The 16,500-nt window shown below is 54.2% G+C and carries 14 protein-coding genes; all 14 read right to left on the bottom strand.

The features are described from left to right. On the bottom strand, nucleotides 1-1,022 hold a 1,022-nt coding region (locus tag GX016_04855), incomplete at its 3' end, for a shikimate dehydrogenase (GenBank protein HHT70892.1). Between the two features lie 26 nt (nucleotides 1,023-1,048). Continuing rightward, on the bottom strand, nucleotides 1,049-1,960 hold the full coding sequence (locus tag GX016_04850) for a quinate 5-dehydrogenase (GenBank protein HHT70891.1): 912 nt from the start codon (nucleotides 1,958-1,960) through the stop codon (nucleotides 1,049-1,051). A gap of 2 nt (nucleotides 1,961-1,962) precedes the next feature. Further along, on the bottom strand, nucleotides 1,963-2,532 hold the full coding sequence (locus tag GX016_04845; protein HHT70890.1) for a transcriptional regulator: 570 nt from the start codon (nucleotides 2,530-2,532) through the stop codon (nucleotides 1,963-1,965). Between the two features lie 137 nt (nucleotides 2,533-2,669). Next, complete coding sequence (locus tag GX016_04840; GenBank protein ID HHT70889.1) at nucleotides 2,670-4,409, bottom strand: HAMP domain-containing protein; 1,740 nt, start codon at nucleotides 4,407-4,409, stop codon at nucleotides 2,670-2,672. Nucleotides 4,410-4,516: 107 nt separating this feature from the next. Continuing rightward, nucleotides 4,517-5,875, bottom strand: coding sequence for a CCA tRNA nucleotidyltransferase (locus GX016_04835; GenBank protein ID HHT70888.1), 1,359 nt, complete (start codon nucleotides 5,873-5,875; stop codon nucleotides 4,517-4,519). Between the two features lie 17 nt (nucleotides 5,876-5,892). Further along, on the bottom strand, nucleotides 5,893-6,855 hold the full coding sequence (locus tag GX016_04830) for a hypothetical protein (protein ID HHT70887.1): 963 nt from the start codon (nucleotides 6,853-6,855) through the stop codon (nucleotides 5,893-5,895). Next, nucleotides 6,852-7,781 (bottom strand): tRNA dihydrouridine synthase DusB, encoded by a 930-nt coding sequence (dusB, locus tag GX016_04825; protein HHT70886.1) that lies wholly within the window; start codon nucleotides 7,779-7,781, stop codon nucleotides 6,852-6,854. Before dusB ends, GX016_04830 begins: the two co-directional genes overlap by 4 nt. A gap of 99 nt (nucleotides 7,782-7,880) precedes the next feature. Continuing rightward, nucleotides 7,881-8,657 carry a type III pantothenate kinase gene (locus GX016_04820; GenBank protein HHT70885.1) on the bottom strand — a complete coding sequence of 259 codons (777 nt, stop codon included), beginning with the start codon at nucleotides 8,655-8,657 and terminating at the stop codon, nucleotides 7,881-7,883. A 15-nt stretch (nucleotides 8,658-8,672) separates the two neighbouring features. After that, entirely contained in the window at nucleotides 8,673-9,038 is a 366-nt protein-coding gene (locus GX016_04815) for a thioesterase family protein (protein ID HHT70884.1), read from the bottom strand. Between the two features lie 50 nt (nucleotides 9,039-9,088). Beyond that, nucleotides 9,089-10,978 carry an ATP-dependent metallopeptidase FtsH/Yme1/Tma family protein gene (locus GX016_04810; GenBank protein HHT70883.1) on the bottom strand — a complete coding sequence of 630 codons (1,890 nt, stop codon included), beginning with the start codon at nucleotides 10,976-10,978 and terminating at the stop codon, nucleotides 9,089-9,091. A 116-nt stretch (nucleotides 10,979-11,094) separates the two neighbouring features. Then, complete coding sequence (hpt, locus tag GX016_04805; protein ID HHT70882.1) at nucleotides 11,095-11,616, bottom strand: hypoxanthine phosphoribosyltransferase; 522 nt, start codon at nucleotides 11,614-11,616, stop codon at nucleotides 11,095-11,097. Nucleotides 11,617-11,621: 5 nt separating this feature from the next. Then, the gene (tilS, locus tag GX016_04800; protein HHT70881.1) at nucleotides 11,622-13,058 is read right to left on the bottom strand and encodes a tRNA lysidine(34) synthetase TilS; all 1,437 of its coding nucleotides are present in this window, start codon (nucleotides 13,056-13,058) and stop codon (nucleotides 11,622-11,624) included. Between the two features lie 301 nt (nucleotides 13,059-13,359). Then, nucleotides 13,360-15,753: a stage II sporulation protein E gene (gene spoIIE, locus GX016_04795; GenBank protein HHT70880.1), complete on the bottom strand. Its 2,394-nt coding sequence runs from the start codon at nucleotides 15,751-15,753 to the stop codon at nucleotides 13,360-13,362. 101 nt (nucleotides 15,754-15,854) lie between these two features. Beyond that, a complete protein-coding gene (locus GX016_04790) occupies nucleotides 15,855-16,442 on the bottom strand; it encodes a GNAT family N-acetyltransferase (protein HHT70879.1) in 588 nt (195 codons plus the stop codon). Between the last annotated feature and the right edge of the window lie 58 nt (nucleotides 16,443-16,500).

Here is a 16,500-nt window from a genome sequence, read left to right as displayed (position 1 = left end):
TGCAGGGCTCGGTCGAAGCTGCGTAGACCTGCTAATTGGAACCCGTGCTTCTTCCCCATCTGCATAATTTCGTCGATCTGCTCCACAGACAAGTCGCGCCCCAGGGTAAAACTTTCATGTCGTCCCTCCAAAGCCAGAATCATGGTTTCAGCCATACAGGCAAAAGACGTGCCCGGTGGAAAACCAAAATCGAAGCCAAAATTAACTGGGCCAGGAACCTGAACCACGCCGCCTTCTATCACCAGCACATCGGGTCTTGCTTGGGCCACTTGTTGGGACACATCTCGGGGCCTAGCTACGTCGCACACTACTGCGCCCGGCTTCAGGTCTTCGGGCTCGATAATTGGTGTGGCCGATCCGGTGACAGTTAGCACCACATCGGCCTTGTTAAGGGCTTGTTTCAGATCGGCGGCGACCCGCACAGCCAGCCCACTTTCGTGTAAAATCCGTCGGGACAAGTTCCCCAGCCGCTGGTTATTGCGGCTGGCTATCGTGAGATAGTTCACCTCCCGCGCCAAAATACGGGCACAGGCCGAGCCGATGGCGCCGTTGGCGCCCACCACCAGCACCTCCGCTTTTTTTAGGTCAAGGCCCATTTTGCCCGCCGCCAACCGGATCCCGGCCAAAGCCATACCCACAGTATAACTATTACCGGTGGTCACCGGAATATGCACGTTTTTGGCCACGGTAAGGCCCGCATCTCCCACCACGGCCGTAAATGCGCCTAGTCCTAACACCTGGGCTCCTAATCGTTCTGCCAGCTGGCCGGCTTGGATAATCCGTCTTATTACCTCTTCCTCCGGCAACGCCAGCATTTGCCTAGCGGTCAAGGGTACGTTGACAAACCAGCCTTCCGCCTCGGCGTAAGGCGACTTGACTCCGGTAATATGGGAGATTACAAACGGTGGTACCAAGCGGAATACTGTTTCCACAGCGCTGTCAGGGAACACGCCGAGCCAAGGATACTTTCGCAGAATATAGCTAACATCAAGTGGATGAATTAGAAAGACGAATTTGTTCATGGGATGCCTCCTGATCTTGGTTACCGTTATTCACTCAGCATTTGGATACGCGGCTTAAGATCCATTTTGTCCAGCAGTTCTTCATAATCGGTGCTGGTAAGTTCGGACCACGGCTTACCCGCCAAAGAAACCAGCACTGCTTCCATCACATTGGTACCAAAGGAACGGCCGTCTAGTTCCGGTGTAGTGGTGACTAGTGTTGTCGCTCCCCGGTTCTTGAGATCTTCTACATCGGCGGCTGTAACCGTATTGGTAATAATCGTCTTGCCCAGTATTTTAGGCGGCAGGTGCCGCTTGATAAACAAGAAATCGCCGGCGATGATGTCGTTTTCTAAGTAATAGCGGGAAAAACGGGAATCAACTTTTTGTTCTTCCTGCTTCTTACCGGTAGGATACAACATTGTAAACGGTAGCTTCACCACAATGGGCGCTATCAGAGCCGCGGCCAATTTCAGTTGGCCCAGGGAACGCAGGGGAACAGGAAGACCCAGAGCAAAAATGAGATCGCCGCAGGTTAGAATGCAGCCGGCCTGGGTCAGCCCCTCGGCCATACCCCAACGGTCCACCCCTGACACTAGCAGAGCTTTCTTGCCTTGCAGCGGTACCGTCTGGGAATCAGCCAAATAACGAATCACTCTACGCTCCAGCGTGCTTTTTAGCCCGCTGCCGTCCACAATAGGAGACTTGGTCACCGCCCGTGCCAGCCGCTGGGCATCCCGAATAGCGTAGCGTCGATCACCGGCTACTAAATACAAGTCTATGCCGCCCATACCAAAAGCATCCACTTTTCCGTCCAATTCTCTCAGCAGCTCTTCCGCTTTATTCAGATCGCCATCAGTTCCGATACGCTCGATTAGGAACTTTTCCCCAAGAAATTCCGCTTCCACTGAATGGTTCCGCTTGGAAGAGCCCAGACTTACACCTATCACATGTTTCATTGCTATTGCCCCCCATCTGTACCCACAGTAGCGGCCGTCTTGTCCGGTGCCTTGACTCTTCGAATCAGACAACGCAACTTTTCCGGCTCTATTTTACAGTCACCCTTGATGGGCGAACGACCGATTTCCACGCACACCACTTTTTTGTCTAACAGAGCTTCGGCCACCCGGACCCGCATATCGGAACCCAGAAAAATAACCACATCATAAGTCCGAAGTTCGGCTATAATATGCATCACTTCATTTAAGAGCTGGCTGCCGCTTTTTTCCTCGACAAAGCGCCAGCGCTCCTCATCAGTAAGGATCAGGGTATACTCAACGCCTTCTTCTTGCGCCACTGAAAGAAGTGCTTCCTTATCCCCTAACGGGAACCCCACCAGTGCCAACCGTGCACCGCGGTGGATCTCGCCCAAAGCCTCCAAACGCGAGACAAAAGAACGTTCGGTCCCCAAGCGCTGGGCTACTTCCAGCTGCGATACCCCGGCAGCCCTTAGCTCTAGGACTCGATCTACCACGTGATACAGTCGATCCCGGTCAACGACTTTATCCCCAATGCGAGCAAACTGTTCCACCCTTTCACCTCCGCTCTCATTATATGTGCACACTATTGTGTACAGAATGATTTTACCAAGGAGCCAAAAAAAAAGCAAGGGAGGGTTGTACGACCCTCCCTTTGCAATGTAGCTGACGCTTCGTCCCCAGCCGCTGTTTACGCCAACTTGAAACGAGCCACTGCCTGCTCTAAATTGTACGCCAGTTCGGTCAGCATTTGAGCCGCCGCGGCGATCTCTTCCATGGTAGCTGTCTGTTCTTGGGTGGCAGCAGCAATATTTTCCGTACCGGCACTGGTACTTTCGGCAATAACGCTGATATTTTTGGCTCCGCCCACCACTCGGTCGGTATTGGCCGCCATCTCTTCGGACGCCGCACTGACTTCTTGTATTTGTTCAGCTACTTGTCCCACAGCGGCAAAAATCTTCTCTAGGATCGCCTGGGCTGATTCCAGCAGTTGGCTGCCCGACGCCACTTCGGTGCTGCCGGCTTTCATGGTTTCTATGGCCCGCTCGGTATCGTGTTGGGTTCGATCTACCAACAGGGCAATTTGCTTGGCAGCCTGAGCCGCTTGCTCGGCCAATTTACGCACCTCGTCGGCCACCACCGCAAATCCCTTCCCTTGCTCACCGGCTCGGGCTGCTTCTATCGCTGCATTCAAGGCCAACAAATTGGTCTGATCGGCAATACCGGTGATAACTTCCACAATCTGACCTATTTCCGCCGAACGTTGTCCCAGTTCGGTAATTAGCTGCGACAGGCGTACCATAGACTGACTGACCACATTGTTTTGAGCAATGACATCTTTGATGGCCACACTGCCCTGTTCGGCCAACACGGCCGACTCCTGGGAAGACAGCGCCACTAATTGAGCATTGTTCGCTATCTGATCCATGGCTGCCGCCATTTGTTCTACTACCGCAGCCATGTCAGCCGTCTCTTGCACCTGCTGCCCTGCCCCTTCCGCCACTTCCTGAATACTGCTGGCTATCTGTTCGGTGGCCCGGGTGGTTTCTTCAGCACTGGTGGAGAGCTGCTCGGCATGATGGGTTACTGTAAGTACGCTTTCTCTCACACCGGCAATGATCTTCCCCAGTTCCCCCACCATAACTTGAAAGCTCCGGGCCAAATGAGCCACTTCATCTCGCCCTTTAGCCTGCACTTGGGTGGTAAGGTCCCCGGCCGAAATCCTGTCCGCGGCTGTGGCTAATCCCTTTAGAGAACGCACAGACTGCTTGGCTAGAATTGTACCTAGTATAATGCCGATAGCGGTTCCTAAGGCAACCAAGACTAAAGTTACCATCAGGGCTTTCTTGGCCGCAGTATTGGCATTTTGCCGGGCCTCATCCACCCGCCGCTCGTTAATACCTTGCAGAATATTGAAGTTGGCCCCTAGTCTTTTCTGGGTGGCATCCAAGTCCACTAACGCTATCTGAACGGCTTGGTTTTGGGCACCTTGATTATAGATCTCAAAAACTTCAGCTTGAACGTCATTGAGCGAACCGTGAATGTTTTCTACTTGATTCAACAGATTCTTCTCTTCTTTTTCCTTGGCCAACTCCATAGCCTTGTTAATTGCCTGTTTGACCTTATTGCCGTCCAGCTCCGCCCTAAGGGCATATTGCGCATCCCCAGTTAACAAAAAAGCTCGTTGAGCTGCCAATTGGGCCGTAACTTCAGTGTTGATTTCTTTAATCGCCAATAAGTACGGATGATCTTCGTCTACAATCAGCCGGTACTCAGCCATGACCCGTTGCATGCCTACGTATGTATAGGCTCCGATCCCCGCCATAATTGCCACCAAGACCAAGTATCCGGCTACAATTCTGGCAGCCAGACTGCTGTTTTTCTGCCCAGTTCTGGGTTTGGCCTTAGCAACCTTCTTCTGCTGCTTCATGGCTTCACTCTCCTCAGTAAATTCCGACTATTATTTTGCCAAATAAATAAACCCCTCAGCCACAGGTGCACTGAGGGGATCTGTGGCCGCCCATTGTTCCCATATTACTACTTTTTGCTGTCGGATATTGTTGAATTTTGTCGGCTTGCGTCCAACTGTTTCCAGGCTAAGGCTAGCAGATGGGGCCGCGCGTTCAAAGCGGGATTGTCCCAGACAGCTTCCAACAATTGTTGCCGCAGTGCCCCCAAAGCCGGGCCCGGCTCTACTCCCAGTTCTTCCATGAGCTCTTCGCTGCTAAGGGCCAGTTCGGCCGCTGTGAGCGGTAGACCTTCCGCTACTACTTGCCGATAAGCTGCCTCCAGATCGCCGATGCCGGCCTGCTGCGGATCGGCCCAAATAGCCAACCGATCGGCTTTAATCAGTTCAATCAACAAGCCGAAATTATCCCAGCCCACCTGGGCGGCCAAGCGCCTTACCGGAGGCAGCCCTTGAGGTTCACGCCAAAAAAACATATGATTCCCAACTAAGAGTGTAACTGTGTTCACTAGCTGCCGGTTGTAACAAAGCCGGCGGAGAATCGGGGGAATCGCTGCTGCCGATCGGGCCGCATGTCCGGGGAAGAATCTGCCGTAAGGGCCCTCACTGAATTCCCCAGCCTTACCCACGTCGTGCAGCAATCCGGCCAAGCGTACCGGTAGCTCAGGTGGGGTTAAGGAGCAAGTTCTAAGGTTATGGCCCAGAACATCTTCCCGGTGAAGACGGCCCTGCTTAACACCCTGTCCACACAGAAGTTCCGGCGCTATATACTCTAAGAGGCCGGTATCCACTAGCAACCAGAGGGCCGCAAAAACGCCTTCTCCCACTACCAGTTGAGCAAACTCCCGTCCGATTCGTTCTTTGGCTACACGCTGCAATCCGGCTGCCCCGGCACCTAAAGCCGCTAAGGTCTCGGCTTCAATAGTAAATTCAAGCTGCGACACAAACCGCACTGCTCGGAGAAGGCGCAACCCATCTTCACCAAAACGAGCAGCCGGATCCCCGACAGATCTGATTAGACCCTGCTTTAGATCTCTGCGGCCTCCCCAGGGATCCACCAGGGTGTCAGCCACCGGATCCCAAGCCATAGCATTAACGGTAAAATCGCGCCGGGCAAGATCGGCTTCCAGGTCGGAGGTGAATTCCACCTGCTCTGGATGACGCCCATCTGTATACCGGCCGTCGTAGCGAAACGTGGTCACTTCGATCGGATCAGGCAGCAGGACAGTCACTGTGCCGAAAGGCAAACCGGTGGGAACCACACGGCGAAATAGCCGCCCCACGGTCTCCGGTGACGCTGCGGTGGCGATATCGAAATCCTGGGGTTCTTTCCCCAGCAACAGATCCCGCACACAGCCACCCACCAAATAAGACGGGTAGCCTGCCTGCTGCAAAGTTGTAATACACTGGAGAACTGTCTCCGGTACCATATCTATCCCCTCTTGTGTTAGCTCCATGGATCCAACGGAAAAGCGCTGAGCACGCGCCGCAAGGTGCCCTGTACCACTTCGCTGTCATCATGACGCATGCCGATTTTTAAGCCCCGTAAAGTTAGGTATTCCGGCTCGGCTCCTAAATCCAATTCCTGGGTCAAGCGGGACAAGGTGCGGCTGCGGGCCCGCTCCAACGCTACCGGCAAAGTCTGCCCTTCATTTAGCAAGTGGGAGAGCTCTTGCCCCAAGTAAAAATGCGCCAAGGAAGTCATGGGATTACCACAGTAGCCGCTGCGGGTCTGCCCCAAAATCTCTGGCAGCTTGAAATGCAGCCCCCACGAGATCGAATCCTTGAGTTCCGCCGCTTCCGCGCGCATGGCCCAGGCCAGATTCTTGATGGTGCACAAGCCATACTCCTGTAAAGCCCGAATAATGGAATGCTCCAAGGTATGGGCTTTTTCGGGAGTAATAATGCCCCCCAGTTGTCCTTGGATCTGAACTTCATTACCCTGGTAATCGCTGCCATAAATGGTCACCGTTATATCCTTTTTAGACCGCGGTTCCGTGTACCCGCCCTGTACTTGCCAACCGGCACCGGAGATAACGGGTTGACCGCGGCTGCGTAACAGCTCCAAGTCTAAGGTGTCAACGGATTCGGCCATAATAAATCCGCTTTCCCCTACAAAGCGCCGGGCCCAGGCATGATTAAGACCACTTAACTGGGCGATCAACACTTCATTGGTGTTCCAGGTAACAGGATTTACCGCTTGTCCGTGACTCAAATCCTCGATCCGGACCAACATGCCCGCCGGATAAAGCGCCTGCCCGTCCCTGGTAAGAGGCACCAAGAACGCCGTGGCCTCCACACCTAAGCAGCTAAGCGTACGTAACGAAAATTCATCCAAGAACAAGCCTTGGATCGTGCCCCCCGGGCGGGGGAAAACCCCATTGGCGACCGGTAAGGCTAAGGCGTTCATTGTGCTCTACCCCCTCCAACCCAAAAATACGACTCAAGTAGCTGTTTTACCGTCTCCACTTCAGTGGTCTCCATGATCTCGGCCCGAAGCCGAGCCGCCCCTGGCAGTCCCTTTAGATACCAGGCTAGATGCTTACGCATTTGTACCAAACCTTGGCGCTCACCTTTTTCGGCCACAGCCAACTCCAAATGCCTCCGAGCCAACGCCAACCGTTCTTCTAGCCCAGGTTCCGCCGGCATAATTCCGGTAGTCAAATACGTCACCGTTCGCCCAATGAGCCACGGATTACCCAGCATTCCCCTGGCCAACATAACGGCATCAGCGCCGGTCACTGTCAGCATATTCTTAGCCGCCTCCGGCGTAAATACATCGCCATTGCCGATTACCGGTACCTGCACAGCTTCTTTAACCTGTCTGATCTCATCCCAGTTAGCCTGACCCCGGTAGAACTGTGACCTGGTCCTAGCATGGACTGTAATGCCAGCCGCGCCGGCAGCTGCCAGTTGCTTTGCTACCTCCACGGCATTCTTATGCTCTTCGTCCCAACCAAGGCGAATCTTAGCCAATACAGGCAGATTAACCGCTTCGCTCACCGCCTGCATAATAGCAGCCGCGAGATGCGGCTTCCTCAGCAGGGCCGCTCCTTCTCCGTTGTTCACAACTTTCGGCGCCGGACAGCCCATATTAATGTCAATGGCGGCCGGTCTTAGCTGGGCTATCTTCTGTGCCGCCTGGGCCATGAGATCCGGCTCTTTCCCAAACAGTTGTACCACTATTTGCTGTTCATCGACTGCCGGCTCAACCATCTGCCAGGTGCGACGGTTATCATAAAGCAAGGCCTGAGCACTGATCATCTCGGTCCAGACCAGTGCCGGACCCTGTTCCCAGGCCAGCCGGCGAAAGACAACGTCGGTTACCCCGGCCATAGGGCCCACTACCACTGGGTTCGTTAGCAACTCCACCAGCTTACCTACCCTCCCAGATGAGGAACAAGCCCCTCTAGGGGGCTTGCTGTCTTCCCTCGCTTATGCCCGGTACTGCCGCTGGCGTTCGTAGATTAGCCGCAGACCGGTCAAAGTAAGATCCAAATCAACCTTGTCGATAGTCTCCGACTGCACCGCCACTAGCGGTGCCAGCCCCCCGGTGGCCACAGCCAAAGCCTCGGCCTTAAGCTCCGCCCGGATGCGCCGCACCAGAGCATCTACCTGCCCAGCAAACCCGTAGACAATGCCCGCCTGCATACTGGCCACAGTATTCTTCCCGATGGCCCTACCCGGATCCACCAAGTCAATCCGGGGTAGCTTGGCGGCTTTTCTAAATAACGCTTCGGTAGCTGTAAGTATGCCGGGGGAAATAGCTCCGCCCAAATACTCCCCTTGGGCCGAAACCACATCAAAGGTAGTAGCAGTGCCAAAATCCACCACAACACACGGGCCGCCGTAAAGATAATAAGCTGCCGCCGCGTTAACCACCCGGTCGGCACCTACCTCCAGCGGATTATCATAAAGCACGGTAATGCCAGCATCCATCCCGGGGTGAATCATTACCGGCTCACAGTCGAAATAGCGGCGAGACAGTTTCTCTAAAATACAAGTGAGTGGAGGTACCACCGACGCGATGACTACCCCTTCCACATCCTCAGGATCTAACGCTGCAATCGTAAACAGTTGATACAGAAACAACCCGTACTCGTCTTCTGTTTTCGACCGGTCGGTACCGAGTCGCCACCGGGTCAAAATCTCCGCTCCGGACAAGACTCCAGCTGTCACATGGGTATTCCCCACATCTAAGGCCAACAGCAGCTTCATAATTACCTCCTACTGGAGCCCGGCTTTCGCCCGAGCTTTGCTTTCAAAGCGCTCTGTGTTGATGATAAAGCGTTCGTGCGAGCCCTGGCCCACCTTCTCCTGGTCATCGTAGGCTTCCACGGTAAAGACCAAGCGCCGACCTTCGATCTCTTTGAGCACTGCCCGCGCCGTAACCTTCATACCCACCGGAGTGGCCGCTAAATGACTAATATCAACTCGGGTCCCGACTGTTGTCCAGCCAGCCGGCAAACCTGGCTGGACCGTATCCTTGGCTGCCCCTTCCATCAAAGCTACCAGCATTGGGGTGGCCAGCACGGCCACCCCACCACTACCTAAACTCTCGGCCGTATGCTCAGGTCTTACTTCCGCTGTCATCTCCCCGGCAAGCCCTAGCTCAAGTTTAAACTCCACTGGGTTCTCTCCTTTCAGGCCTGCTGTGGTGCCGCCGGAAACGAAATCCTAAGTTCGGCCATTTTTGTTTGTTGTTTCGGTGGTTCCTTATTCTCTTTCGCTGCCGCTTCAGTCCCAACGCTCATGAGAGCCATGAATTCTTCTGCTTCCAGGGTTTCATTTTCCAGCAAAGCAGCCGCCACTTTATCCAGTCGATCCCGATTTTCCGTCAACAAACTGGCTGCTTTATTATAGCAGACATCAACAAAATGACGGACTTCGCGATCGATGGCCGAAGCCACTTCTTCACTGTAGTTACGATCGCGGGCAATATCCCGGCCTAAGAACACTTCCTCTTGCTTATGGCCAAAGGTAAGCGGACCCAGTTCTTCGCTCATACCATATTCGGTAATCATCTTGCGGATAACGCTGGTAGCCCGTTCCAGGTCATTCTGGGCTCCGGTGCTGATTTCTTCCAGGGCCAGCTCCTCCGCCACCCGGCCGCCCAGTAGCTGTGTTACCCGGTCAAACAGCTCCGACCGGGTTAGATAATACCGGTCTTCTTTCGGCAGGCTGAGGGTATAACCACCGGCCCGGCCGCGGGGAATGATTGATACCTTGTGCACTGGATCGGCATGGGGCAGTAGATACCCTAACACCGCATGGCCTGCTTCATGATAGGCCACCAACCGCTTTTCCCGTTCGGAAATCACCCGGCTGCGCCGCTCGGGACCGGCAATAACTCGGTCGATCGCTTCTTCCAATTCATCCATGCCAATACGTCTCTTATTGCGGCGAGCCGCCAAAATAGCCGCTTCGTTCAGCATATTGGCCAAGTCAGCCCCGGTGAAACCCGGGGTCCGGCGCGCCAACACAGCTAAATCTACATTCTTCTCCAGGGGCTTGTTTACGGCGTGAACCTTGAGTATGGCTTCCCGGCCCCTAACGTCCGGCTGATCCAAAATCACCTGCCGGTCAAACCGGCCCGGTCTGAGCAGTGCCGGATCCAGCACATCGGGACGGTTAGTAGCCGCCAGCACAATGACACCCTCGTTCACCCCGAAGCCATCCATCTCTACCAGTAGCTGGTTTAACGTCTGCTCGCGCTCATCATGGCCGCCGCCCAGGCCAGCCCCGCGCTGACGCCCCACGGCATCAATCTCGTCTACGAATACCAAGCAAGGAGCGTTTTTCTTTGCTTGCTCAAACAGATCGCGTACGCGAGCAGCGCCCACACCAACGAACATTTCCACAAAATCGGAACCGCTGATACTAAAGAAAGGTACACCGGCTTCACCGGCCACTGCTTTACCAAGCAGCGTTTTGCCGGTACCCGGTGGACCCACCAGCAGCACTCCCTTAGGAATCCGAGCCCCCAGATCTAGAAACTTTTTCGGCTCTTTTAGAAACTGAACAATTTCCTGTAATTCTTCCTTAGCTTCTTCGGCCCCGGCCACATCAGCAAAAGTAATTCGGGTTTTATCGTCTGGGGTGTACAGGCGCGCCCGGCTGCGTCCAAAGGACATAACCCGGCTGCCGCCGCCCTGGGTCTGCTGCATAATGAACATCCACACGCCCACCAGCAGAACAATCGGGAGCAATGTCGACAGCAGCGTAGACCACCACGGCGGCCCCTGCACCGGCTTATACTGTATCTCAACCTGTTTATTCTCTAACCTTTCTTCTAACCGGGCGAGGTCACCTAAAAAGGGCATGCTAAATTGGGTGCCATCTTTCAGCACCCCTTCCACTTTAGTACTGGAAATAACAACTGCTGTCACCTCGTCCTTTTCCAGCAGAGCCAAAAATTGAGTATAATTTAATTCCTTTTCTTGCGGAGCAGAAGTAGAAAAGTAGTTAATAACGGAAAGGGCTACAATGATCAGCAGCAAGTAGAGGCTCATGCTACGGAAAACACGATTCAAGTCAGGCCCTCCTCTCAAATCGGCCTCAGAGTATCGGCTGGGCCAACTCAACCGATACTAGTTAATTGTAGCATATTTTAATAGGGTGGGCAACAAAACAAAAACAGCGCGTCAGATCAGGGTTTGAGCACGGCAATGTAAGGTAAGTTGCGATAACGTTCATTAAAATCCAAGCCATAGCCAACAACAAAGTAATCCGAGATCTGAAAGCCCACGTAGTCCACCGGCACATCCACCAAGCGGCGCGAAGGTTTATCTAACAGAGTACAGATCCCCAAGCTGGCCGGATGACGGTTCTGCAAATGGCGATACAGGTAATCAAGAGTGAGGCCGGTATCGATAATGTCCTCCACAATGAGTACATGCTTGTCCTCTAAGCTCTCATCCAAATCCTTCAGAATCCGGACTACGCCGGAGGATTCCGTGGAAGAACCATAGCTGGACACAGCCATAAAGTCGAAGGTTACCGGCAGCTTGATCTGTTGAGCCAACTCACTGAGAAAAACCACTGCCCCTTTCAGCACCCCGACCAACAACAGTGACTTGCCTTGGTAATCACGAGAAATCTCTGCGCCTAGTTCCTGCACCCTTTTCTTTAAGGTGGCCTCGTCCACTAAGACTTCACTTATGGTGCTCATGCAGGTCAATAATCTCCTTCCTCTCTTTGTCCTCGGGTTGACCTTCTTACTTGGACAAAAAGCCTTCTGCTAGTCTTGTCCCGAACAACAAAACGGGCATCTACCCTTAGCCCGGCAACCCAGATAATGTCCGTGGAATTAGTAAGGAGAAGTACTCTGTCCCGCTCCTGACGAGGGATCTTGCAGTCGATGAAAAAATCGCTTAGCTTCTTGCGACCACCTACGCCCTGCGGATAAAACCAATCTCCTTCTCGGCGGTTACGGGCATAAAGACTGTACCCCGTCTCATTATAGTCAAAAACTCCGGTTGCCACAAGAGAATCCGACGAAATCTCGGCCAGCTTCGTATCAACTGCAACGTGGACATCAAGGCCCAGTTCCGGGATAGTTGTCACTCCGGGAACAGCCAGGGGACGGCAAAAAGCCGGTATGGACTCCCTGGCCGGCCTGCCTAGCGTCAAGATAATTTCGTTGTACGTACGCTGGGCCTGTACCTCACGGGGCAAATGGAGTACATTGCCCACCGGAGCTGAATTTAGAGCCAGCAAAGACTCTGTATGCTCAAAGCTGAGATTGCGGTCGTCCCCGACCACCACGGCAAAAGCACGGCGTAACACGCGGCGTTTAATGGCCAGCGGCAGTTGATTTAACTGAGCTGAGTTCACCCGAACCCCTTGCTGGAGAGTCTGCAGTACCTGCCGGCAGGCCCGCTCCGTTACCCCGGCTAAATACCGGTCCTCTTCTTGCCAGACGGCCGCCGACTGAGCCAATACTTTCTTTATATTGGGGTTAGCCTGGTCTCGCAGCCACGGAAGCAATTGGTAGCGAATCCGATTTCTAAGATAAGCCGGATCGATATTATAAGGATCATGCCGGGGAACCAAGCCAAAAGACGCGCTGCAGGCCTCTGTTTCTCTTCTGGTTACTTGAAGTAGCGGCCGGATCACCCAGCCATAGGCCGTCCGTCTTTTCGGCCGAATACCGGCAATGCCGGCTAAGCCGGCGCCACGAATAAGGTGCAGCAATACCGTTTCCGCTTGATCATCTTGAGTTTGGCCCACAGCCACTTTAGTAGCGCCCAGCTCTTGGGCCAGCTCCCGATAAAACCGATAGCGGGCTACCCGACCCGCTTGTTCCACCGTTAGACCTTGCCGCTCAATCAGCGCCGGTACATCAGTGTCTCGCCGAAAAAAAGGCACCTCTAAGCGAGCCGAAAGCTCCTGCACCCAGTTGGCATCCGCCTCGGCCTGTTCGCCCCGCATGAGATGATTCAAGTGGGCCACATAAAGCTGCAAATCATATTCCGGCGCTAATTCCTTTAGTGCCAGCAGCATGGCCGTAGAATCGGCCCCGCCGGATACCGCCACAATTACCTTGTCCCTCGGGGCCAATAAATCATATCGCTCGCACGTAGAGCGTACCTTTCTGACAAACTCATCCATAAAATCATCACCCTCAACCTACTTCGGAAATCCGCTACGGAACGAAACCGGGCTTGTTCCCTACATGCGCTCAGCATGGACCTCGGTAATACAAGGGAATGACCCCTGTGTCATTCCGCATAATTGGAGGTTGCCAGGGAACGTGCTGGTATGACGTCATAACGATATTCTCCCCACTTGCTATTATTTCCTGCTAAACCAAAACCTAACATCCCCCCTGGAATTCAGACCAAAAAAATAACCCCGTCCCCGGAGTTAAATCGGCATAAACTACTTGCTTAACACTCAGCCGCTGCCGCCCCTAAGCCGCCTCTACACTCACCGCCAACACAGTCATATCATCGCGTACGCCGCCGGCTCGCCGCTCAGCCAGAGCCAAAATACTCAGCGCCAGCTCTTTTGGTTCTTCACGGCTCTGTTTCACATAGTTCAGCAGCCAATCGATCCCAGCGGCACGTTCATCGCCACATTCCAAGACCCCGTCACTGATCATCACCAGCATATCCCCGCTGCGCAAATTTTTCTTAACCACCGCCGGCGTTACCACCGGCAAGATGCCCAGCGGCGGTGACCCCGGGTTGATCACGGTTACGGTGCGACCCCGCTTTAACAACGTGGGACAAGACCCCACCTTGATGAATTCCGCCGTCGCCGTGTACGGATCCACCAGCGCCAAGTCCAAGGTGGCAAAACATTCCTCAGTGGACCGCAGTCCCAACACCGAATTCAACGTCTGCAGCACCACATCCTTACCTAAGCCCGCTGTAAGCAAGCGCTCCACCAACCGCACTGCCGTCTGGCTCTCGGCCGCCGCCTTAGGTCCACTGCCCATACCGTCACTTAAGATCAGCCCTTGCCGTCCATCGGGCAGCTCCACGGCACTAAACGAGTCCCCGGATACATCGCCGGTTTGTTTGGGCCGGCTGTAACCGGCCGCTATCAATCGATATCTGGGGGCCGGCCCTGCTCGCAGGGCACAGCCTTCCTTAGCGTCGCCTAACCGACAACTGTCAATTTCTACCTTCATCGGTTGCCCTACAGCTCGTCCCAGTGCCGCCGCCAACAGCGGGCCGCACTCTCGTCCCCCGGGGCAATCCAAATCCCGCACTACAATTTCTACTTTTCCGCCCAGGCCCTGCCACACCTCCACTGCTCCGGCTGCCAAGTGGTACCGAACCAGCTCCTCCTGAATTGCCGCGGTCACATCCGCTAGGGCCCTGACATCTATTCTCAGTTCTCCGGCCAGATTATCCATCACTTCTGCCATCCCAGCCAGTTGTGCTGCCACCACTTCCCGTTCTTCGTCCAGCCGTTGCTTCCACTGCATGTTGATTCTATATGTATCAAACAAATTATTAATGGCGCTCAGAAGTTCCGGCAGTCGTTGGCACTGATGCCGTATTCCCGGTGGAATGTCTTCCTTTACCAAACCACCGTGAACCTCCGCCAGGGATAATAATTCAAACGTGTTCTGGTAAGTCTTGAAAAACTCGTTCTCCCAACACGAACTATACCAGCGACAATCTTCGCATACCCGGGCCGCCAAAGCAGCGAGCAGACTATTCAATCTGTTTTCATCCTTGGTTCGAGCCGTAGCTACAATCTCCTGAAATGCTGCCGACAGCTCGCGCATCACCGCCCCCACCTCGGCTAAGCGTCCACTGGCGGCCTGTCGCAATCGTCCCTCATAGTTCTCCTGCCGTCCTTGCTGCTCTCTGGTACCGGGGACCAAACTGGCCGCTTCCCGGATCCAACCCCCGGGAGTAAGAGCAAACAGTATCAGCGCTACCGCCGGAGACAACAAGCGCCCCCAAGTAAGCTTATCCGGTAACAGATAAAGTGACAGGGCCAGCTCCCCTAATACATAGCCCAGGGCCGCTCCCAGCTTGCCCGCTTCCCGCAGAAGCCCAGCCAACAACCCGGCAAAACCAAGAATACTGATCTGTTCCGCCGCGGCCGTACCGGTAACCACCGCCACTGTAGCCACCAACACCCCTACCGCTGCCCCCACGGTACCGCCGCCGGCCAGGGCCAACAACACCCCTAAATACCGGCCCAAAATTTCGCCCGGAACCAGCAGTTCGCCGGGAAAACCGGCCGTCCCGGCCAACGCTACCGCCACCACCAACCCCAAGGACATTAGCTGCTCATTGCTGAACACAGTACCGGGCTGATAATCTAAGGCCAACGGCAACCCGTGGGCAAAGATCATACTGCTCACCGCCGCCAACAACGCTTCAAAGGCCACCAAACCCAAATCGTACCACGTGCCCCGGCCGGCCCAAACTGTCAATCCCCGCACCAGTAGCAACGCCGCTGTCAAAGCAAAAGCCTTTCTCCCCGGCGTCGCCCACGAAGCTTCGGCCCGGGCAGATCCCAGAGCCAACAGTGCCAGCACCATGGCATACGGCAAGGTTTGGCCGAACCCGACAGTGGTAACCAGACCAGCCACTATCGCTCCGGCAATGAGTCCGGTAGTCAACCTAGATTGCGGCAATACAGCGGCAAACAGCGCCGGCCCAAACGGCACCACTCCATACAGCAAATTGGCCCGGCCCACCAAAAAACAGCCGAAGACAAGAATTAAGTTGCTCCTGATGTCTTTCGAGAAACCTGTTTCCAGGCTCCACGACTTCCGGACCGGACGCACCGGGTAAGGGCACAAGCGCTTATATGCTTCTCTGTCCACAGACACAAGCACAACCTCCTTGCCTTCCCCAAGTTGCAGGTAAATAGTGGCAAGGATAATTGTAGCACAGGCCTATGGAAAAACTTGTCATTTAATCTGCTTAACTGCTATACCGGCTTGATTAATTTAGTAAATAGCATATGTTTCATTGTTACCTCCCCGGCTGCCTTGTATCCAATCTTTCGGTACAACCGATAAGCCCCCAAGTTACCATGTTCTACCAGCAACGATGTCTTCTCAAAACCGTTCTTTTTCGCTTTCCTATGAACATGTTTAAGTAGCGCCGTGCCTAGGCCTTGTCCCCTAAATCTCGGGTTCACAGCCAATGCATCTAAGTAGTACTCGTCTGCTTCCGCTTCCTTCGCTTGTAGCAAAGGAAGTACGTTCTGTTGGATCAGCTTAGGTAAACCTTCATAGTACCGGCGCAAAAAACGAAATGTGGGTTTGTTGGCGGCTTCCAGGATCCGGCCGGAATAAGAAACCGCCATCCCACCCACTGCCCCATCCAGCTCGACCACATCGATAAAAGAATAACCAATCCGCGTGCCTTCGCACTCTATTAGCTGCACAAGCAAGTCCTGAACCGCATCGTTGTGGGGTGAATTAGCTAGTTCAGCGGCAATATCGCCCACCGCCGCCTGAACCAGCGGAGCTATTTCTGCTGCTTCGTCCCGATAAGCTTGTCTGATTTGCAATGATATTCCTCCGCATTGTTATAGTAACATCAATTATTATACCATATGTTTGCCACTG

The sequence above is a fragment of the Bacillota bacterium genome, assembly GCA_012837285.1.
Lineage (GTDB): Bacteria > Bacillota > DTU030 > DUMP01 > DUMP01 > DUNI01.
The sequence above is the reverse complement of the archived record's forward strand: the minus strand, read 5'-3'. Positions and strand labels throughout refer to the sequence as shown.

Bases quoted from the DNA above. Each gene is read 5' to 3' on its own strand.
- GX016_04815 (HHT70884.1), bottom strand. From the start codon at position 9,038: ATGACAGCGGAAGTAAGACCTGAGCATACGGCCGAGAGTTTAGGTAGT.
- GX016_04840 (HHT70889.1), bottom strand. From the start codon at position 4,409: ATGAAGCAGCAGAAGAAGGTTGCTAAGGCCAAACCCAGAACTGGGCAG.
- dusB (HHT70886.1), bottom strand. From the start codon at position 7,781: ATGGCCGGGGTAACCGACGTTGTCTTTCGCCGGCTGGCCTGGGAACAG.
- GX016_04835 (HHT70888.1), bottom strand. From the start codon at position 5,875: ATGGTACCGGAGACAGTTCTCCAGTGTATTACAACTTTGCAGCAGGCA.
- GX016_04850 (HHT70891.1), bottom strand. From the start codon at position 1,960: ATGAAACATGTGATAGGTGTAAGTCTGGGCTCTTCCAAGCGGAACCAT.
- GX016_04830 (HHT70887.1), bottom strand. From the start codon at position 6,855: ATGAACGCCTTAGCCTTACCGGTCGCCAATGGGGTTTTCCCCCGCCCG.
- tilS (HHT70881.1), bottom strand. From the start codon at position 13,058: ATGGATGAGTTTGTCAGAAAGGTACGCTCTACGTGCGAGCGATATGAT.
- hpt (HHT70882.1), bottom strand. From the start codon at position 11,616: ATGAGCACCATAAGTGAAGTCTTAGTGGACGAGGCCACCTTAAAGAAA.